Source organism: Maridesulfovibrio sp. FT414, from assembly GCF_050916235.1.
In the GTDB taxonomy this organism is placed as follows: Bacteria; Desulfobacterota; Desulfovibrionia; order Desulfovibrionales; family Desulfovibrionaceae; genus Maridesulfovibrio.
Genome location: NZ_CP104854.1, coordinates 725628 through 745401, shown reverse-complemented (window position 1 = coordinate 745401; position 19774 = coordinate 725628). Strand labels below are relative to the sequence as shown.

The following is a 19774-nucleotide window of genomic DNA, read 5'->3' as shown; positions in this document are numbered from 1 at the left end:
TCAAGGGCCGGGATGTTTTTTCCGGCCTTTTTTATTTGTAGGGAGATATGCCCTGTTCTGTTTGACTTACAACTTCAGCCGGAATAACTACCTGATTATCGTTCAAACGTTTTTAGAAGAAAGATGTGGATCTAATTATGAACAGCAGAATGTATTTTTTAGATAACCTACGTGCAGCGGCTATTTTTGCAGTCGTGCTGCTTCATGTCTCCCTTTGTTATATGAAATTTGCTCCGTCATGGTGGTTCGTGGTTGATCCCGGGCAGAGCATTTTTTTTACCTATGTGGTGGTGCTGGCCGATGTTCCGGTAATGCCGATCATGTTTTTCCTTTCAGGGTATTTTGCACTAGCTTCCCTGCAGAAGCACGGTCTGTCCGGGTTCTGGGCGGCAAAGTTCAAGCGGATAATTATTCCATGGGTGCTGGGGGTACTATTTCTTGCGCCTCCGGCCATGTACATGATTCTTCTTTCGCGGGGCAAGGCCCCAGGATATCTTGAGTTCTGGGGCGGACAGTTCTGGACGACCATGTACAGTCAGTCTGTTTTCTGGTTTTTGGGACTGCTTACGGTTTTCTATCTGATCCTGAGTGCCTGTTACACGTTATTTCCTGACCTGCGCAGCCCTGCCGGGCGCAGCAGAATCCCATCTCCGCTTCTGCCGGTATTGTTTGTTGCGTCCTGTACCTCCTTATTTCTTTTCATGAACCGTTTTTATCCTGTAGATACTTGGGTGACAGACTATTATGTTCTTGCTTTTCAGCCGTTAAGAGTGGCGGTTTATTTGTTGTATTTCTGGCTTGGCATACTGGCCTGGAAACGCAACTGGTTCGCCAGACAGGGATACAACCCGCGTCTTCTGCCGTGGCTTGGAGCGATCATTATATCAGCCATGTTTTATCTTCACTTCAAGATGCAGATGGTTCCGCGTGGTGGAGAGATTCTTATGCAACTTGGTAACGCTCTGGGATTCAACGTGCTCGGCTTCTCCTGCCTGATGGGCGGAGTTGCGGCTTTCAAAAAGTATTTGAACAGCGGGCAGCCTGTCTGGAGGTCGTTAGCAGCAAGTTCCTATGGAATATACTTCTTCCATTCTCTGACCGTGTATTATGGGGCTTATTTTCTGCTTGAGTTTAATGTTTCACCTTTCATCAAGGCACCGCTGCTATTCGCATGCTCAATTCTGATTTGCTGGGTGCTTACATTAGCATTGAAGAAAAACAGGGTCGGGGCTGGGATTTTGTAATGGTTCAAGCCAGCAGCAGGAAATCGTTTTAATCTGTGATCAATTTGGTTTGAGTTTTTTTGTTTGAAATTGATTGGCTCTACCTCAAAGAAAGGGGCGATGAAGAATCCTGACAAAAAGAAAGGCATACCGAACCGACTCGATATGCCCTATAAATGACCAAATTTCCTACCACAGAAAAGAGGTCAATTTATGGATCGGATTTTAATAGGTCTTCCCGATTTTGCAATCAAAAAGGTGGTTTCGTATTTTCCTATAATTCTTGAGGTAGCATGGACGGGTAAGCCCGTTTGCCCGCGATGCAGAAGTTCTTCTTTTCGTATCAAGGATACATTCCAACGATTCATCAAGAGCATCCCGCATAACGGCCGAGCATCGATTTTGCGAGTAAAATGCCACAAGCATCACTGCATGGGTTGCGGTCGCTATTACAACACCCACATGGACGGAATCAAGAAGTGGAGCCGTTCAACAGAGTTGCTTAAACACGAAGTTTTTCGGCAGTACAACAACGGCTCATGTAACAAGACAATTGCCCGCGAAAACGGGATCGGCGTTTCCAGCGTGGAGCGATTTTATCATCAGGTCATCGACCTGAAAGCCCGGCAACGCAGCAACTGGAAATGTCCTCGTTATCTCGGAATTGATGAACATCGTTTCACCCGTAAAGTCGGTTTTTCAACAACGTTTTGCGACCTTGCAAACAACAAGATTTTTGACATAGCTATGGGCCGTAGTGCTGCTGAATTGCTCCCTTTTCTCAGGAATCTTAAAGGACGGAGTAAGGTAAAAGTAGTCTGCATCGATATGAATTCTGCTTATCGGCATATGGTCAAAACTTGGTTTCCGAATGCTCGAATTGTCTCGGATCGTTTCCACGTTATTCGGCTGGTAAACCAGCATTTCACCAAGACATGCAAGCTGATCGATGAAGAAAATATTTCATATGGTCGAGGTGGAATTATGCGGGCCATGCTGTGTCGGCAGGACCGTTTAACCGATAAAAGGAAAGATCTTTTATCCAAATATTTTGAGGTACAACCGGCTATCGAAAGTATTTACCATTTCTGCCATGAGCTTAACGATTTGCTCAGGATCAGGGCACAAAATGGTAGTAGTTGCAAAAAATACATTTTCGAATTGCTTGATAAAATCAATCAACTTCAGCAGAGTCCTTTTGCTCCGCTTAGAACGCTGGGCAGAACTCTGAACAGTTGGAAAGAGGAAGTGGCTCGAATGTTTCGCTACGGCAAAAGCAACGGAACAACCGAAGGATTTCATCGCAAGATGAAGCTTATCCAGAGGCGGGCATACGGGTTTAGAAACTTTGAAAACTTATCGGCTGCGTGTGCGGGTTTTGTGCGGGTAGTCGAGATTTGAATCAACGGTTGGAAATTTGATCAGTCGGGCTTCTGCCCCTTTGTTCGGTGTAGACCCAATTGATTTCAGAAAGCTAAGGGACCGCAATTCCAATTGGAGTTGCGGTCCCTTAGTTTTTCAACGCTGAATAAGAGAAGATTTGATCGCGAAACAATCATTCGCCTTCTGGGCGTGGAATGCTGAGAAATACTGCTATCGCATGTAATTACCAAATATCGGGCTTCTGCCCCTTTGTTCGGTGTAGACCGAGAAAAAGGCACTTACGATATTATACCGTAAGTGCCTGTGATATCTGGTCGGGATGAGAGGATTTGAACCTCCGGTCTCTGCGTCCCGAACGCAGCGCTCTACCAGACTGAGCCACATCCCGTCTTGCGAAGAGGGTAGTTAGCCAAAGATTGCGGCAATAGCAAGTAAAAAATGTAGAAAAAAATAATTTCAAATCCTCTCAGGATATTTTTTTAATAGCCTTGCGCAGATTAACTCATTAATTTAAAATTAACTGCCGAATGATATAAGTTGTGGTCCCTGGAAAAATATAACATGATTTTTGGGTGAAATTCAGGCAGTTTGTTGGACAAAAACTCTTATCTGTGCGAAGTTTTATCTACGGTTGAGGTGCAGGGAATCAGGTGTTTTGTCGGAATATCTTGTTCATAGATTTTAAATCGCCTTTTTATACAAACCCTTAAGAATTTTTTAGATGCTGATGTGGTAGGAAAAGGAGACTGGGCTAGTGATAAAAGTTGTTGTTGTAGATGATTCCGCTTTCATGCGTAAAGCCATCAGCACGATGCTGGAAAAAGATCCGGGCATAAAGGTTGTGGCCACTGCCCGTGACGGAGAAGAGGGACTCAGGATTATCAGACAGCATAATCCCGATGTGGTTACCCTTGATATTGAAATGCCCAAGATGGACGGCCTTACTGCTCTACGGCACATTATGATGGAAATGCCGCGCCCTGTGCTGATGGTCAGTTCTCTTACAACAGAGGGTGCAGAAGCTACTCTCAAAGCTATGGATCTGGGCGCAGTTGATTTTATTCCCAAGCAGCTTTCCAAGGTATCTCTGGACATAGTAAAAATTGAGCAGGATCTTATTTCAAAGGTTAAGACGGTAGCCATGCGCAAGATGCGTCCTGTGCCCCGTCTTCGTTCTACCGCCTTGTCCCGCCGTCCTGTTGTTCCCATAAGGACTCCTGTCGGAAGACCCAAGCGTGATGTCGTTGTTATCGGAGTTTCCACCGGAGGCCCCCCGGCTGTTCAGAAGATTCTTTCCTCCCTGCCCAAGGATTTCCCGGCCGGTATTGTTATTGCGCAGCATATGCCGAAAGCTTTCACAGGACCGTTTGCCAATCGTCTTAATGGCGTAAGCCCGCTGACGGTAAAAGAGGCCGAGACAGGAGACAGGCTGCTTCCCGGACATGCTTTCGTAGCTCCCGGAGGATCGCACCTGATTATTGACCAGAAAGTGAGCAGGATTGATCTGATTGTGACTCCCGAACCGCGGGAAGCCTTGTACAAGCCTTCAGCAAACGTTCTGGTTTCCTCTGTTGCCAATGCAGTTGGCAGGCGGGCGCTGGGAGTTATTCTGACCGGGATGGGAAATGACGGACGTGACGGAATCAGGGAGCTGAAAAGTAAGGGCGGAAGGGCCATTGCCCAGAGTGACTCTTCCTGTGTAGTATACGGCATGCCCAAGGCAATTGTGGATGACGGACTTGCGGATGAAATAGTTGATATTGACGACATGGCCGCAGCGATCATCAACAATCTTTATCTTTAAGGAATTTTGACAGCGTGCAACCGTAAGCTGTTTTGCGGCTTTAAAAAAAATGGGGAACTGGCAATGACGGATTGTTCGAAGGTTCTGCAAGACCTTAAAAGCGATGACAATGAAATTATCCGTGAGGCTGCTTTTCAGGCCGGAGAGATGGGCTGTGCAGAGGCCGTGCCCATGCTTGCGGAGCTCCTGAAATCAAATCATCTCGGGCTGCAGGAGGCTGCCGACCATGCCCTGCGCAGTATCGGCGGCAAGGGAGCAGTGCAGGCTGTTGTTCCACTGCTGCGTTCCGACGAGGCTCCTGTTCGCAACTTATCCATGGATATCCTGCGCGAAGTCGGGGCTCAGGACTTTCCTTCTCTCGTGGAACTTGTCCACGATAATGATCCGGACATAAGAATCTTTGCTACTGACATCCTGGGCTCCACAGACAGTTTCATGGCGGTTGATCCACTATGTGATGCACTCCTGAAGGATCCGGAAGTAAACGTTCGCTATCAGGCCGCTGTAAGTCTCGGCGATCTTGCCAATCCGGCTGCTGCCCGTTGTCTTAACAAGGCGATGCTCGATGACGAGTGGGTCCAGTATGCAGTTATTGAGGCTCTGGCCAAGATCAAGCACTCCAGTTCTGTTGACGCGCTGGTAAAGGCACTGAATACAAGCTCTGACCTTGTTGCCTCCATGATCGTGGACGCTCTAGGCGAGATGGGTAATATCAAGGCCGTCACCATGCTGCTGCGTCATCTGGACAAAGCTCCCACAGCCCTGCGTAACAAGATCGTCAAGGCCATCGTGAGCATTCTCGGCGGCAAGTCCCTCAAGCTTCTTTCGGCTACCGAACGGGAAAAACTCCGTGAGTACATGCTGATCGCCCTCAAGGATGAGGATGAGGAAGTTCAGGATGCAGCAATAAGCGGCCTCAGTTACGTGGGCGGTGAGAAAGCGACTCAGGAAGTATTCAACATCGCCTGTGAGCTTGACCCCGACCGCGATCGTGACAGGCTGGCCAAGATTGTGGACGACATGTCCAATCTCAGTTTTAACCCGGCAATGGAAGCTGCACTTGTTAGTGATAACGTCAATAAGGCGTCTTTGGCTGTCCAGTTACTTTCAAGGCTTGATGACGAGAGGGTTCCCGGTATCCTTATGAAGGCGTTCGAGAACGGAGACAGGGATATAAAACGTGGAATCCTTGAAGCTCTTGTTGTCACGGCCGGGGATGAAGCACGTGAATTTTTTGAAGGTGTTCTTGAAATTGAGCAGGATGGGTCAATGCTCAAGTCGGCTATTCATTTTCTCGGCGGAAAGCTTCGCGACGAGAAAGCTGTCGATTCGATTTTTGCCCTGCTCAGCCATCCATATGACGATGTTAAGGAAGCAGCCCTTGATGCCTGCGTGGCCATCGGCGGAGAAGAGGTCAACAGCCGGTTTGTTGAACTGTACAACAGTGATGAGCCCATAGACCGGCTCATGGCTGTCTTCGCAATGGGCAAGCTGGATGCAAGGCTCAACCTGAACTACATAAAAATGGCCCTTGAGGACGAGCTGCCGGATGTCAGGAAGATTGCTCTTGAAGCCCTGAATGACTGCGGCTCAGATGGGGACAGCATGTCTCTGGTCTTTTCACGTCTGCATGACGAAAACCGGGATGTTCGTTTGACCGTAGTGGAGCTTTTGGGCAACTGCTACAAACAGGACGTTATTCCGTACCTTATTCAGGCTCTTCAGGATGACGATGACTGGGTCCAGATCCGCGCTGCGGAAGCCCTGGGTGAGCATCGTGAAGAAAGTGCGCTGCCTCAATTAATAACAATGCTGGATTCTTCGCACAAACTCGTGGTTATGAAGGTTATAGAGGTTCTCGGAACCATCGGCGGCACCATGGCGTTTCAGGCTCTGCTTGAAGTGTCTAATGCCGATGCCGATCCGGAGATCCTCCAGGCTGCCGAAGAGGCCATTTCAAGAATCCAGGAAGAGCAAGGAGCTGGAGACTAGATGTCTTCTCTTTTTTCAAAGACAATATCACTGCGCAAAGAGTTGAAGATCTCCGAGCTGGAGTTTACCCAGTTACGGGATTTTATCTACGATCAGGCCGGAATCTTCATTGCAGGCAACCGCAAGTACCTGCTTGAAAACAGGCTCTCCAACCGTTTGAAGGAACTTAATCTCAAGAGTTTTGGGGAGTACTATTATTATCTGCAGTATGATTCCGGCAAAAAGGCGGAAATGAATAAGCTGTTCGAAGTCATAACGACCAACGAGACCAGTTTTTATCGCAATCCGCCACAGCTCAAGGTCTTTCAGACCAAGGTACTTCCTGATGTACTCAATGAGCTGCGCAAGAAGGGTAGAAAAAGGCTCCGTATATGGTCTGCAGGGTGTTCTACCGGTGAGGAGCCGTACACTCTTGCCATGATCATCCATGAAGTCCTGGGAACCGAGCTTGCGACATGGGACGTGAAGATTACCGCCAATGACCTTTCCGAAAGGGTTCTTACATCGGCACGGCGTGCAGTCTACAGTGAGTATTCCCTGCGGACCACTCCCAAGGAGATTGTAAGCAAGTATTTTGATCAGGACGGCAAGCAGTTCAAGGTCAAGCCTGCAATCAAGCAACTGGTCAGTTTCGGCCAGATCAACCTGAGCGACCGTATGCAGGTTAAAAGGGTTGAAAGATCGGAAATTGTCTTTTGCCGCAACGTAATCATCTACTTTGATGAAGCAATGAAAAAGAAGGTCATCAACGCTTTCTATGACAACCTCGCCCCCGGAGGATTTCTGATCATCGGGCACTCGGAGTCGCTGCACAACATCACAAGGGCCTTCAAGCCTGTGCATCATCCGGGAGCCATTATTTACCAGAAGTTGGAGTAGCAGCGTACTTGTAGGGAACTCTGCGTATATATATGGAAATAGAAAAAGAAATGCAGTCTGAAAGTACTGCGGGCAAAGCCAGGGTGCTGGCCATTGCCAACCAGAAGGGAGGAGTGGGCAAGACAACCACCGCATTGAGTCTGGGGGAGGCCTTAAGCAGGCTTTCGAAAAAGGTTCTCGTTATAGACCTTGATCCCCATGCCAACGCTTCGGTTCATATGTCCTTCTTTCCGGAAAACGTAACGGTCTCGGCGCATGATCTGTTTTTTGATGATGCAGATTTCAAGACAGTCTGGCCGAAAATAGTTCAGAAGCGCGACAGGGCCGGGTTTGATTTTGTCCCGGCAAGCATCAGGCTTTCTGAGCTGGAGGTTGACCTTAAGGACAGAAAGAATAAGGGAATGGTTCTTTCAACAGCCCTCGACGAGGTGAAAGATATCTATGACTACATTCTGATAGACTGTCCTCCCCATGTGGGGGTATTGCTGGTCAATGCCATAGTGGCATCAGATTGTGTGCTTATTCCGATCCAGACGGATTTTCTGGCACTTTACGGAATCCGGCTGCTCTTTGACACGATCAAGATTCTGAACAAGGTTCTTCCCAGCCCAGTTAAGTTTCGGGCACTGCCGACTATGTATGACGGCAGGGCCGGGGCATGCAGGAAGATCCTGAACTTGATCAGGAGGAAGCTCGGTGACAGGGTTTTCAGCACCATAATACATATGGACACGAAATTTAGAGAGGCCTGTGCCAGTGGCAGGATCATATTTGACATAGATCCTAAAACCAGAGGCGCAATTGAATACATGCAGTTGGCAAGAGAGATTATCAGAAATGAAGACGCCTGAAGAATATTTCGTTGAGAATGTAAACCTACCGAGTGAGGAAAGGCAGTCCGGGGGCTACACCGACGCCGAATCGGCCTTCATGGACAAGTACATGGGGATAGGCGGGAAAAGGGCCTTCGATGGCATGAAGCGGGTTGATCCCCGCGGGAATGTTGTTCTGCCTGGATTCGGGGCAGCGCCTTCATCCAGTGACTATGTTGAGAACAATCTTGCCGACGATTTTGAAGAAAAGCTCAAGGAAGACGATGAAGTCCAGCTTGTAAGTTTTGTTGTCGGCGATCGCGAGTACGGTCTGCCCATTATGCTGATTCAGGAAGTGGTACGGAAAATTCCGGTGACACTTCTTCCTGCAGCCCCTCGGTTCATGCAGGGAATCATCAACCTCAGGGGCAGGGTTACCCCGGTCCTTGACCTGAGGCATCTGCTCCATAACGGTAAGGGCGTAAAAGATAAGTTTGTTGTTGTCTGCAAGCATAAGGGACTTCAGATAGGACTGGCCATCAGCGCTGTCCGCACTATGTACCGGGCCGACAAAAAAGATCTGGTCTGGGGGGTTGAGTCTGAAGTTGGTGTGGCATCTGAATTCTTACTTGGCCTTTATAAAAATGGTGACAAACTGGTCAACATCCTTTCCGTCGACAGGTTGGTTGAGCAAATTTTAAAGAGTGAAGGAGAGGGAAATGCCTAAACATATTCTGATAGTGGACGATTCTAAGACTGTAAGAAATCTCGTCGCCTTCATCATGAAAAAAGAAGGATTCAAGGTTACCACGGCTGAAGACGGCCTTGACGGGCTTGAGAAGCTGTACAGTCTTGATCATGTCGACCTGATTATTTCTGATGTCAACATGCCGAGAATGGACGGATTTACGTATATCAAGACCGTACGTGAACAGGAGGCCTATAAGGATATCCCTATCATCGTGCTTTCAACAGAAGGCCAGGAAAAGGATATTCAGACCGGTTTGAGTCTTGGGGCCAACCTGTATATGGTAAAACCGGCGCAGCCCGAAAAGATGGTTAAGAACATTAAGATGCTTCTGGGCTGATGACAGCAGTCTTCTGAACGGGGACTAATTGATTATGCATGCTGTAAATGATTGCAGAAGAACTTTTAATACAGGGGTCTCTAGATGAGCCAGGATTTCTTGGATCCTGAAATTTTTGCGGATTTCATCATTGAAGCTAAAGAGCATCTCGAAACTATCGAGCCCAACCTGCTTGAGCTTGAGAACAATCCCGAGAATCTTGATCTTCTCAATGAAATTTTCAGACCGATGCATTCTCTCAAGGGAGCGTCGGGATTTCTTGGGTTGAATATTATCAATGGCCTTGCGCATAGGGCGGAAAATATTCTTGATGAATTGCGCAAGGGTGAAATTGCAGTAAACCCGGAAATAATGGATGTAATCCTTGCCGCTACCGACCTGCTGAGACAGCTCATTGATAATCTGGACGAGCTTGGTAACGAAGGGACCGTGGATACATCGATTGTCATTGATCGCATTGATGCGATTATGGCCGGCGATTTTGTGGCTGCAAAAGCCGCTCCGGCAGATGACGTCCAGCCCGAACCGGAACCAGAGCCGGAACCGGAGCCAGAGGTGGAATCAGAACCGGAATATGAACCGGAATATGAACCGGAATATGAACCGGAAGCAGAACCTGAGCCTGAAGCGGAGACCGAGATCGAATTCGATTCGGAACCTGAATACGAATATGACGACGAAGACGAAACAGAAGAACCTGAAATTGAATTGTCGGAGGGCGAAATGGTGCAGAATTCAAATGAATCTTCTGGCCGTAAGCAATCTTTTCAGTTTGTAGCAGTAGTCAACGAAGAAGCTGAGCCATACAAGCTTACAACCGTTGGTGAAGGGCATCTGGCTGATTTTCTTGAGGAAGCTCATGAGATTATTGAAAATTTGACTAACGGTCTGCTTGAACTTGAACAGGACCCCGAAGGCAATGACGATCTCATCAACGATATTTTCAGGTATTTCCATAACCTCAAGGGGAATAGCGGAATCATTGGTTTCCGTGAGCTTAATTCGCTGACTCATGAATCGGAAACCCTGCTCAACCGGGTTAGAAAGGGTGAAATTCACGCGAACAGGTACATGATTGACCTGCTGCTCGCAGTTGTGGACGGCATTGAAGCTCTTATCGCCCATGTGGTTCCAACCACCGGAGAAGTCCAGCCCCTTGATATAATTCAACTGATTGATCCACTGCAGGATGCAGTTGAAAAGGGTGAGGTCATTCCTCCTGAAGGCGACGATATTGATGAAGTTCCGGACGATGAAGAAGAGTATGCTCTCGAAGAAGAGACTCTTGCCGATGATTCCATAGACGGATTCGACTCCGAAGATATTTCAATTTTTCAACAGACTGTTCAGCAGCAGATCGACAATATACATCTTGCTTTGAAAACTCTTGGCGAGGATTCAGGGCAGAAGGATTATATTGACGGACTGTATAGAAGTCTGGTCTCGATCCAGAATTCCGGCGGATACATGGGGTTTGATGACTTGCGTGAATACGCAGAGCGTACCGCAAACCTTGTTGATCAGGCCCGTAATTCCGATATGGATTTCTCGTTAATGCTCGACCTGCTGCGTCAGGAATGTGGAATTATCTCTGAGATGATCGACAAGGCTGTTAATGATCTCAAGGGTGGAGGGGCTGCAAGTGCTCCTGCGTCCACGTCTGCCCCAGCCCCCAAACCAGCTCCGAAGCCTGAGCCAAAGGCCGAGGCGAAACCGGCACCTAAACCTGAACCCAAGCCAGCTCCGAAGCCTGAGCCAAAACCCGAGCCTAAGATCGAACCGAAACCGGCTCCGAAGCCTGAGCCGAAGGCTGAAGTAAAGCCTGCACAGGTCAGGAAGCCGGAAGCCAAGGCTGCGGTGAAGCCTGTCGCCAAACCAAAGCCTGCAGCTGCCAGTGCCCAGCCGGTAAAGAATGCCAAGCCTAAGGCCATGTCCACTATCAGGGTCGATCATCAGAAGCTTGACCACCTGATGAACCTGATCGGTGAACTGATTATCAGCCGCGGACGCTACACTATGCTGGCTCGCGGTCTGGAAGAAGGGCATCTTGAAGTGCCGGTTGTTGCACAGCAACTGACCGAGACCACCTATGCCCTGTCCCGTATTTCCGATGATCTTCAGGATACCATCATGAAGGTTAGAATGGTTGCGGTTCAGACTGTATTTTCCCGGTTCCCCCGTCTGGTTCGTGATCTTAGCCGCAAGAGCGGAAAGAGAGTGGACCTGATTACCGAAGGCGAAGAGACTGAACTCGATAAGAGCGTAGTCGAGGAAATCGGTGATCCGCTGGTTCACCTGATCAGGAACTCCGTCGACCACGGCCTTGAGCCGGAAGAAGAGCGCATTGCCAGCGGAAAGCCACCGCAGGGCCACGTCTGGCTGCGTGCATACCACAAGGGTAACTCCGTTGCCATTGAGGTTGAAGACGACGGACGCGGAATTGATCCTGAAAAGATGCGCAATGTCGCAATCAAGAAGGGAATCATTTCTCCTGAAGAGGCCAGAAGCCTTGATGACCGTGAAGCCATTGAACTGATCTTTGCTCCCGGATTCTCCTCGGCAGAAAAAGTCACTGACATTTCCGGCCGTGGTGTGGGAATGGATGTTGTGCGTAACAACATTAAGGATCTCAAGGGAAGCGTTCACATTGCTTCCGAAGTCGGAAAGGGCTCCAAGTTTACCCTGACTCTGCCGCTTACTCTGGCAATTATCGACGCCCTGATGGTTCAGATCAACGGAGCCAACTACGCGATTCCGCTTGATGCCGTCTCCGAAACTACCAAGATCGAGGCTGAAAGGCTTACAGAAGTCAACAACCGCAAGGCCGTAACCCTGCGTGGTGAGGTTCTCGGTATTGCGGAACTGGCCGAGCTTCTGGATCAGCCTGTGAGTGATCCTGACCGCGAGGTCCTGCCTGTTGTAATTATTCACGACAACGAGCGCAGGCTTGGACTGGTTGTGGACAGGCTGCTGGAACGGCAGGAGATAGTTATCAAACCGCTTGGTAATTACCTTAACAGTTTTGACCTCAAGGGTGTTTCCGGTGCCACCATCATGGGCGACGGAAGTGTAGTCCTTATTCTTGATCCTCACGAACTGTACAGTATGGCAACGGTCAAGGGATCGTCCATGCAGTCATAGAGAATGAATGAGCACAAAAAAAGCCCCCTGAAGTCGAAGACTTCAGGGGGCTTTTTTGTGCTCTGGAAGCGTTCTACTGGGCCATCGTCAGGTAGACTTTCATGGCTCCGCCGAGCAGTGCGGCATGTGCAATTATGATCAGGAACGGAGCAAAGCTCAGACCGATCTTGTGGCGCATGGGTGTTTCGCTTTTCCATGTAACCACCCAGACGGCACAGCAGACCAGAATGAGGAACAGGGAAGAACCCAAGGTGACCGCAGAAGTTAGATCCTTGTAAAGGAGATCGAAGTTGGGATTGACCATGTAATAGATAACCCCGGCCACAGCGGTCAGAAGCACAATGGTCGGTGCCAGAGCGCATCTGGATATTACCGGGAGTGAAAACTTGTAATAATCACGTCCGAAATCGTCTTTGTTCCGGCGGAGCACGAGGTAAAAACCTGATGCAGTCGCAGCAAATGACAAAGCCATGATCAGATAGATTCCGGCCAGGCAAAGGGATGCGTTATCCGGCATCTGGCAGAAATGGGTGTAGAAGGGTATCTGCGGCACTTCCGGAGTGGCACTCTGGGTCTGCATGGTGAAAAATTGCTTCATTATTACTGTTGCCACATGGATTGACGCTGTTCCTCCAAGCATGCCCAAAATTCCCAGCGATACATGTGCAGGTTTGTTTTTCTTGAGTGCTTTCCATGTATATTTATATGGAATGAGACCAAGAAGGGCTACGGCAAGGGTGACGTAGAACATCATCACCGGCGAAGACGGATTTATGAACCAGTCCTTGAGCCATGGCAGTTTCTGGCAGAAATAAGCTGCCGCGCCGCCGATACAGAGGATGAATAGGGTATACAGGATCAGCGACAGGGCTGTTACCTGCTGGGCCAGTTTGTCATAAAAAATCTTTTTACGGGCCTTGGCCGTGATCTCAAGGATCACCGCCAGAATCGGAGCGCCAATGGCGGCAAGGGTCGTGAAATCCACAACCGCCTTGGGCAGCATCTGGACGGTTAAAAGGCCCGCAAGTCGAATCGGTTCCATGGGAATGTTCATTTTCTGTTTCCTTGAATGTTGTGTCGCCTTACAGGTAAGTTCCTTTCAGTAAAAAGCAAGCTTCCGGAGGCGCAGTACACGCATCTGTTCCGGGCGGGCTGTTTCGGAAGGATTGATTTTCGTGTATTAATCATTCAACCCTTTCGGGGCAGTCCTCCGGTGATGCTTATGGCATAACTTCAGCTACTTTTGTGTGAACTTTTGCCTTAATTTCGGCCCGGAAGCAAGGGGCCTGCGGCGTACATTCCGTAAAAGCGGCGATATGCTTGCCAAATGTGCGCAACTGTCCTACTTTAAACCCGTTGAAACTTGAGCCAAATTTACAGCTTGAATTGTTGCTGGCGGCTTTTTCGTGCGGAGCCTACGGTCTCTACCAGTCATTCGGAGAAATTATTGATGAACTATATTCGCATCGTACCTGTTTTGATGCTCGCGTTGGCCTTGAGTGGCTGTTTGGGTGCCAAGAATACCGAACCGGACAAGCCTGCCTGGGGCGGCAGTGAAGAGTGGCGTCTGAAAAGCCTTGAAGAAAATTTCCTCAATTTCAAGGAAGGACTGCGCGAACAGAATGATCAGATAGAGCGCAACCATGGTGAAACAACCGCACAGATTGATAAACTCCAGCAGCGCATGAATGAGATGGACAGCACGCTTGCGGAGTTGAAGGAAAATCAGCAGAAAATGCTGGCCATGAAGACGGAGCAGGAGATTGTTCCGGTCCCTGTCCCGGTCGAAGTTACGGAGCAGGTTGTAATGGGTGGTTCGCAGAGCAGCGAAGAAAAGCCGTGGATGACTATTCCCGGCCCGGCCTCCTCCGCGGAGACCCCGGCAGCAGCTCAAACTTCTTCTGCTGCAGAACCCGCAAAAACAGCAAAGGTTTCAGGACTCAGTGGTGATGCATTGTATCAGGAAGGTGTCCGGCTGGTCATGAATGATCAGCCCCTCAAGGCCAGAGATATTCTTACCCAGTATCTCAGTGAAAATCCTGAGGCAAAGCTTGCTCCCAATGCCTTATACTGGATAGGCGAAACATATTACACGGATAAGAGTTTCGCGCAGTCCATTCTCAAGTTCAAGGAAGTCGGAAGACGTTTCCCCAAGGCTTCCAAGGTGCCCGACTCCCTGCTCAAGATCGGCCTTGCTTATGACAAGCTCGGTGATCGCGAGAATGCTTCCTTTTATCTTAAGACCCTTATTGATGATTATCCGAAGTCCGATCCGGCAAAAATAGCAAAATCCAGACTTCAGGAAATCGGGGGACAGTAAGGCTGCGGCGGACCAATTTGAGCTCCATCAAGGAAGAATATTTTGCCTGTCTTGCCCTTCGGCATACTCCGGGTATAGGTCCGCGGACCTGGGCCGCTATTCTTAATCACTACCACGGAGCATATGAAGCGGTTAAAGACAGTTCCAATTGGCCGGTCCTGAATCTGGCTTCTGAAAAATGTGCAGAAAATGCTTCACGAGAACTCTGGCGTCCGAAAGCGGAGAGTGAGTATCGTGAGGCCATGAGGGAAGGATTTGGAATTCTGCCCTGGACGCACCCTGTATTCCCCTCCGCCCTGAAGGAAATTCCCGATCCTCCAGCCTATCTGTATTACTACGGAAATCCGTCCCTGCTCTCTAATCCGGCTGTAGCTGTTGTAGGTTCTCGCAAAAGCAGCAGACTGGGACTGGACTATGCCCGCAGAATTTCGCGGGATCTGTCCGCAAAGGGCATTACCGTTGTGTCGGGCTTTGCAAGAGGCATAGACAGTTGTGTTCACAGGGCCGCACTTGGAGAAGTCGGATCTTCCATCGCCGTGCTGGGGACCGGTCTGGATATTGATGATTATCCTGCTGACAGTGGTGATCTGCGTTCGGAAATGATCGACAGCGGACTGATCCTATCCGAGTTCCCTCCCGGAACAAGGCCGTATGCGAATAATTTCCCTTTTCGAAACCGGATTATCAGCGGGCTATGCGTAGGGGTTCTTGTCGTTGAAGCGGATATCGCCAGCGGCAGTCTGATCACGGCACGCCTTGCCGCGGAGCAGGGGCGCGAAGTCATGGCTATGCCCGGACCTCTGGGGGACAAATGTTTTTCCGGCTGCCTGCGTCTGATCAAGGACGGAGCGGCATTGGTTGAAACGGCCGACGATGTATTGCTTAATATCCGGCATGTGTTTGATTCCCAAGGTAATGTTGCAGTTGCGCCCCGAGCTGTAAAACCGTCCATTTCTCAAAAGAGTGTACAGCGCCAAAGTAAAAATAATGTACTTTCGCCGCAACAGCCTGTTGAAGTTGCCGTGGATATTTCCGGTCTGGAACCACCGGAATGCGACATAGCCAATATTATTGCCGACTCAGGCAGGCTTCATATTGACGAAATTGCTTTTAAAACAGGTGTTCCCGTGCCTGTCCTGAGTGCATCATTAGTGGGCATGGAGGTAAAGGGAATTGTTGTGCGCTTTCCCGGCATGTATTATGATCTCAAGCGTTGCTGAATTGTTACGGCCACTTTTCGATTTTCATGAGGAGATATTCGACTGATGCAGAAAATTCCAGTTAAGCTTGCAGCACCGGGGATGAAGCTTGCAAAGCCTGTAACCCGCGATAACGGAATGGTTGTTCTTGCGGAAGGGCTTGAATTGACCGAGGGCATAATCAAGAAATTGGAATCGATGAATGTCGAGCGGATTGTGGTTCAGGGCAATCCTGTAGATCTTGGCGATGCCGGTAATTCCTCATGGGCTCAGAAGGCCGAACGGCTGGATTTTCTGTTCCGCCGCTACTCAAAGGATAAATGGATGTTCCGGGTAAAAGGGTTTTTCCGGGAGTATTTCAACCTCAAGGCCGCGGCGCAGAAAGCTGCTGAAGAGGCCGAAAGGCTGGCTGAGGAACAGGCTGCAGCCGCAGCAGCGGAAGCAGAGGCTGCAGAAGCAGCCAAAAATGGCGGGGAGGCATAGTTCATGTCCCAGGATCTCAAAACAAGCGTAAAAGGACAGATCCTTTCCACCTCGGACCTGCCCACTCTTCCTTCCGTCCTTGATGAAGTCTCCAAGCTTGTGGACGACCCCAACTCCTCAACCGAGCAGGTTGCAAAAGTTATTTCTCAGGACCAGGTTCTTTCAGCCAAGGTCCTGAAAATGGTAAACTCGCCTATCTACGGATTCCCGGGCAGGATCACCACCATTCAGCATGCGCTGGTTCTGCTGGGACTGAACGTTATCCGCGGGATCATCATCTCCACTTCTGTTTTCGACATGATTCAGCAGGCCATGTCCGGACTTTGGGAGCACAGTCTCGGATGCGCCATTGCCAGTGGTGCCATCGCCAAGGCCGCCGGGTTTGAAGACCCGGAAGAATTCACCGTAGCCGGGCTGCTTCATGACCTCGGGAAGGTTGTTACCGCAGTCCAGCTGCCGGAACTCAATGAAGCCATCCGCATGACCGTCAAGCAGAATGATGTTTCATATTACGAAGCAGAGCGCCTGATTCTTGGATTCGGGCACGACCGCATCAACGCATGGCTTGCAAGGCACTGGAATCTGCCCCCCAACGTGCGCGAAGCCATGACCTATCACCATCACCCAGACCGGGCCCAGTTTTATCAGCAGACCTCTGCCGTGGTCCACGTTGCCGATTTCATGGTCCGTCTTTTTGAGTACGGCAACGGAGGGGATGACCAGATTGCCTACTTCAAGCCTGCGGCAATGAAAATCCTGAAACTCAAGATGAAGGATCTTGAGCCGGTCATGGATGAATTGTCCGATCAGTTTGTGGAAATTTCCGGTTTTTCCTTTTAATAATCCGGTCTGATCCATCTTCTTGTCTGTATTCGGCTGGGCCTGAAACTGCAGTCAGCCTTTGACGTTGCCTTGTAGCAGTGGTAAGCGTAGCCCATGGACAAGAATAAGAATCACGGCCTGTTGGGCCTCTCCAGGCAGAGAGCCATCCTAGTTTCGCCAGATGAAAAGCTTAGAGAGCTGATCTTGAGTATCTGGCCTGAGGATGTGCTCGAATTTACTTATTATTCAAAAGCGAAGGGTGCCGTAGAGCACCTTTTTAATGATCCGCCTGATCTGCTTATAGTTGACAACAGACTTGATGATGTCCCTGCGGTTGAGCTCGCCCGGCTGGTGAAGAGCGAAAACGTCTATCGTCAGTTGCCTGTCATTGTCTGCCTTGATGATTCCGATTTTGAGAAGCCTTGGGACTGGGACAAGGTGGAGGTGGATGATTTCCTGCTCCGTCCTTTCTTTGAACCTGTTGTCAGGGAGCGGGTGAACCTGACCCTGTGCCGCGCCACACGGGCCCTGGACGCAAACCCGTTGTCAAAGCTTCCCGGAAACACGTCCATTATTCAGCGCATCCAGAGTCTTATTGATCGCAGGCAGGACTTTGCCCTGGCTTATTGCGATCTGGACTACTTCAAATCTTTCAACGATAAATACGGCTTTTCGCGCGGTGATGAGGTGCTCATGATGAGTGCCAGAATTATCGTGAATACGGTTAAAAGTTTTGCCGGAGAGCAGACTTTTGTCGGTCATGTCGGTGGAGATGACTTTGTTGTAATAACCTCACCGGACATCATAGAAGAAGTCTGTCAGCGCATCATTTTTTCCTTCGACGGGATTGTCCCGAATTTTTATGATATGGAGGACCGCAAGCGGAAATCCATTGTGTCCACGGACAGGCAGGGAAATATTCAGACATTCCCGCTTATGGCCATTTCCATTGCCGTAGTCTTCAATCTTGATGGAAGCCTCAAACATTACGGCGAAGCTTCGGCCATTGCCATGGGACTCAAAAAGAAAGCCAAGGAAAACCCGAAGAGCAGCTATGTCCTCGACCGCCGCAAGAACTGATGCGTTGCCTGAGCCTGTTCAGGTTTTCATGGCTTATATGGATGTCGAAAAAAGAGCATCCAAGGCTACACTTATCTCCTATGAAAAGGATTTGGGCCAGTTCGAGGATTTTCTCAAGGAACGCCGTAAAAGCCTTTCCGCTCCCGGAAGCATAGAGCCGGATCACATCAGGGCATGGCTGGCGAAATTGCATGGTCAGCGGCTGGCCAAGTCTTCCATGTCCCGCAAGCTTTCTTCACTGCGTTCCTTTTTCAAGTACATGGTCCGGCACAAGTTCATTGACCGCGACCCCATGGTGGGAATCCGCAATCCCAAGCAGGAGATCAGGCATCCGCGTTCCCTGAATGTGGATCAGGCGATAAGTATCATGGATTCCCATGTGGGGGCCGAGCCTGAGGGTAAGCGGGATATTGCCATTGTTGAGCTGCTTTACGGTTCCGGGCTGCGGGTCAGCGAAGCTATTTCCCTGAACCTGTTTGACGCCGATACCTCAAGCGGGGTTGTCCGGGTGTCCGGTAAAGGCAACAAGGAGCGTCTTTCTCCACTCAGCGATGCCGCCCGCAGAGCCATCAATGATTATCTGGCCGTGCGCAACGAGCTTGGTCCTGCCCTTGAGGAACAGGCTATGTTTGTCGGCAACCGGGGCGGGCGCATCAACCGCAGGCAGGTCAACCGCATTCTGGCCCGCATGGCGGATCAGGCCGGGGTTTACGGCGGGGTGCATCCGCATATGCTCAGGCACAGCTTTGCCTCGCATATGCTCCAGTCCGGGGCGGACATGCGTTCCGTTCAGGAACTGCTGGGACATGAGCATCTAAGTACTACCCAGCGATATACGCATCTCAACCTGCAGCAGATAATGAACGTATATGACAGGGCCCACCCGTTGGCGGGGAATCAGTCGCCGGATTCTCCAAAGGAAGAGGATGAGGATCAGTTTTTAAAGTTTTGAACCGGAAAACAATTCGTTAATTCATCAACATCGGAGGAAGTTCCATGAAAAAGCAGACCGCAGCCACTGTGACCAATGCCATTGAAGCCAAGAGTGAGGAGGCCAGAAAGGATGCCCTTTTTGAAATACGTACTCTGAAAAAGGATCTGGCCCAGCTTGAAAAGGACCTTACCTCCAAGAAAATTGAAATGGAAGATCCGGCCTTTGATCTTATCCACAGCGCTTTTGAAATTTTCCGCCATACCCAGATCATTGCAGAAAGCCGCAAACTGAATCAGCAGATTGAAGACAGTCTGGAAAAGGCTTCATATAAGGATTTTCTTGATTCAAAAGGGGCAAGAATTCTCAAGAAACCGGAAGGCTGGCACTGGATTTCCCCTCAGGGTGAAATGCACTATCTGGGCGATGCCGCTGATACTCAGGCTGCCGCAGAAAAACTCGAATCCATAATGACTGCCAAGCGCAAGAAACCTGCGCCCAAGAAAGCAGCGCCCAAGAAGGCCGCTTCGGCTCCGAAAGAAGAGGCCGTTGAAGTCGAAAAGCCGAAGGATTAAATGATGCCTCCGGCTTTTAGCAGTGGCGCACCGAATGCTCCG

At 49.6% G+C, this 19774-nt stretch carries 17 protein-coding genes and 1 tRNA gene; 16 read left to right on the top strand and 2 right to left on the bottom strand.

What is annotated here, in order from left to right:
* Window positions 1–137 precede the first annotated feature (137 nt).
* Complete coding sequence (locus N7E73_RS03345; RefSeq protein ID WP_432737559.1) at window positions 138–1244, top strand: acyltransferase family protein; 1107 nt, start codon at window positions 138–140, stop codon at window positions 1242–1244.
* 192 nt (window positions 1245–1436) lie between these two features.
* Complete coding sequence (locus N7E73_RS03340) at window positions 1437–2624, top strand: ISL3 family transposase (RefSeq protein WP_432737557.1); 1188 nt, start codon at window positions 1437–1439, stop codon at window positions 2622–2624.
* Window positions 2625–2917: 293 nt separating this feature from the next.
* Here the strand turns inward: N7E73_RS03340 and N7E73_RS03335 are convergent.
* Window positions 2918–2994, bottom strand: a tRNA-Pro gene (locus N7E73_RS03335).
* Between the two features lie 366 nt (window positions 2995–3360).
* Here N7E73_RS03335 and N7E73_RS03330 point away from each other — a divergent pair.
* From N7E73_RS03330 to N7E73_RS03300, 7 genes are all read left to right on the top strand, one after another.
* On the top strand, window positions 3361–4410 hold the full coding sequence (locus tag N7E73_RS03330; RefSeq protein WP_432737555.1) for a protein-glutamate methylesterase/protein-glutamine glutaminase: 1050 nt from the start codon (window positions 3361–3363) through the stop codon (window positions 4408–4410).
* Window positions 4411–4473: 63 nt separating this feature from the next.
* Window positions 4474–6402 (top strand): HEAT repeat domain-containing protein, encoded by a 1929-nt coding sequence (locus tag N7E73_RS03325; RefSeq protein WP_432737553.1) that lies wholly within the window; start codon window positions 4474–4476, stop codon window positions 6400–6402.
* Window positions 6403–7281, top strand: coding sequence for a CheR family methyltransferase (locus tag N7E73_RS03320; RefSeq protein ID WP_432737551.1), 879 nt, complete (start codon window positions 6403–6405; stop codon window positions 7279–7281).
* Window positions 7282–7313: 32 nt separating this feature from the next.
* Window positions 7314–8132 (top strand): ParA family protein, encoded by an 819-nt coding sequence (locus N7E73_RS03315; protein WP_432737550.1) that lies wholly within the window; start codon window positions 7314–7316, stop codon window positions 8130–8132.
* Window positions 8119–8820, top strand: a complete 702-nt coding sequence (locus N7E73_RS03310; protein ID WP_432737548.1) for a chemotaxis protein CheW — start codon at window positions 8119–8121, stop codon at window positions 8818–8820. The genes N7E73_RS03315 and N7E73_RS03310 overlap by 14 nt, the downstream gene beginning before the upstream one ends.
* On the top strand, window positions 8813–9181 hold the full coding sequence (locus tag N7E73_RS03305; protein ID WP_432737546.1) for a response regulator: 369 nt from the start codon (window positions 8813–8815) through the stop codon (window positions 9179–9181). The genes N7E73_RS03310 and N7E73_RS03305 overlap by 8 nt, the downstream gene beginning before the upstream one ends.
* A gap of 84 nt (window positions 9182–9265) precedes the next feature.
* A complete protein-coding gene (locus N7E73_RS03300; RefSeq protein ID WP_432737545.1) occupies window positions 9266–12322 on the top strand; it encodes an Hpt domain-containing protein in 3057 nt (1018 codons plus the stop codon).
* Window positions 12323–12395: 73 nt separating this feature from the next.
* On the opposite strand, the gene N7E73_RS03295 is transcribed toward N7E73_RS03300, so the two are convergent.
* Window positions 12396–13376 (bottom strand): hypothetical protein, encoded by a 981-nt coding sequence (locus tag N7E73_RS03295; RefSeq protein WP_432737544.1) that lies wholly within the window; start codon window positions 13374–13376, stop codon window positions 12396–12398.
* 396 nt (window positions 13377–13772) lie between these two features.
* On the opposite strand from N7E73_RS03295, the gene ybgF reads away from it, so the two are divergent.
* The 7 genes from ybgF to N7E73_RS03260 all read left to right on the top strand — a co-directional run bounded on the left by ybgF (window position 13773) and on the right by N7E73_RS03260 (window position 19732).
* The gene (ybgF, locus tag N7E73_RS03290; protein ID WP_432737542.1) at window positions 13773–14642 is read left to right on the top strand and encodes a tol-pal system protein YbgF; all 870 of its coding nucleotides are present in this window, start codon (window positions 13773–13775) and stop codon (window positions 14640–14642) included.
* A 17-nt stretch (window positions 14643–14659) separates the two neighbouring features.
* Window positions 14660–15862 carry a DNA-processing protein DprA gene (dprA, locus tag N7E73_RS03285; protein WP_432737541.1) on the top strand — a complete coding sequence of 401 codons (1203 nt, stop codon included), beginning with the start codon at window positions 14660–14662 and terminating at the stop codon, window positions 15860–15862.
* A 45-nt stretch (window positions 15863–15907) separates the two neighbouring features.
* Entirely contained in the window at window positions 15908–16324 is a 417-nt protein-coding gene (locus N7E73_RS03280) for a hypothetical protein (RefSeq protein WP_432737540.1), read from the top strand.
* A gap of 3 nt (window positions 16325–16327) precedes the next feature.
* On the top strand, window positions 16328–17164 hold the full coding sequence (locus tag N7E73_RS03275; protein WP_432737538.1) for an HDOD domain-containing protein: 837 nt from the start codon (window positions 16328–16330) through the stop codon (window positions 17162–17164).
* 96 nt (window positions 17165–17260) lie between these two features.
* Complete coding sequence (locus tag N7E73_RS03270) at window positions 17261–18226, top strand: diguanylate cyclase domain-containing protein (protein WP_432737537.1); 966 nt, start codon at window positions 17261–17263, stop codon at window positions 18224–18226.
* Complete coding sequence (locus N7E73_RS03265) at window positions 18201–19178, top strand: tyrosine recombinase XerC (protein ID WP_432737535.1); 978 nt, start codon at window positions 18201–18203, stop codon at window positions 19176–19178. Before N7E73_RS03270 ends, N7E73_RS03265 begins: the two co-directional genes overlap by 26 nt.
* Window positions 19179–19222: 44 nt before the next feature.
* Window positions 19223–19732 carry a hypothetical protein gene (locus tag N7E73_RS03260; RefSeq protein ID WP_432737534.1) on the top strand — a complete coding sequence of 170 codons (510 nt, stop codon included), beginning with the start codon at window positions 19223–19225 and terminating at the stop codon, window positions 19730–19732.
* The last annotated feature ends 42 nt before the right edge of the window (window positions 19733–19774 follow it).

Coding starts and splice junctions, on each gene's coding strand:
- N7E73_RS03345 (WP_432737559.1), top strand. CDS start 138: ATGAACAGCAGAATGTATTTTTTAGATAACCTACGTGCAGCGGCTATT.
- N7E73_RS03340 (WP_432737557.1), top strand. CDS start 1,437: ATGGATCGGATTTTAATAGGTCTTCCCGATTTTGCAATCAAAAAGGTG.
- N7E73_RS03325 (WP_432737553.1), top strand. CDS start 4,474: ATGACGGATTGTTCGAAGGTTCTGCAAGACCTTAAAAGCGATGACAAT.
- N7E73_RS03320 (WP_432737551.1), top strand. CDS start 6,403: ATGTCTTCTCTTTTTTCAAAGACAATATCACTGCGCAAAGAGTTGAAG.
- N7E73_RS03315 (WP_432737550.1), top strand. CDS start 7,314: ATGGAAATAGAAAAAGAAATGCAGTCTGAAAGTACTGCGGGCAAAGCC.
- N7E73_RS03310 (WP_432737548.1), top strand. CDS start 8,119: ATGAAGACGCCTGAAGAATATTTCGTTGAGAATGTAAACCTACCGAGT.
- N7E73_RS03305 (WP_432737546.1), top strand. CDS start 8,813: ATGCCTAAACATATTCTGATAGTGGACGATTCTAAGACTGTAAGAAAT.
- N7E73_RS03300 (WP_432737545.1), top strand. CDS start 9,266: ATGAGCCAGGATTTCTTGGATCCTGAAATTTTTGCGGATTTCATCATT.
- N7E73_RS03295 (WP_432737544.1), bottom strand. CDS start 13,376: ATGAACATTCCCATGGAACCGATTCGACTTGCGGGCCTTTTAACCGTC.
- ybgF (WP_432737542.1), top strand. CDS start 13,773: ATGAACTATATTCGCATCGTACCTGTTTTGATGCTCGCGTTGGCCTTG.
- N7E73_RS03280 (WP_432737540.1), top strand. CDS start 15,908: ATGCAGAAAATTCCAGTTAAGCTTGCAGCACCGGGGATGAAGCTTGCA.
- N7E73_RS03275 (WP_432737538.1), top strand. CDS start 16,328: ATGTCCCAGGATCTCAAAACAAGCGTAAAAGGACAGATCCTTTCCACC.
- N7E73_RS03270 (WP_432737537.1), top strand. CDS start 17,261: ATGGACAAGAATAAGAATCACGGCCTGTTGGGCCTCTCCAGGCAGAGA.
- N7E73_RS03265 (WP_432737535.1), top strand. CDS start 18,201: ATGTCCTCGACCGCCGCAAGAACTGATGCGTTGCCTGAGCCTGTTCAG.
- N7E73_RS03260 (WP_432737534.1), top strand. CDS start 19,223: ATGAAAAAGCAGACCGCAGCCACTGTGACCAATGCCATTGAAGCCAAG.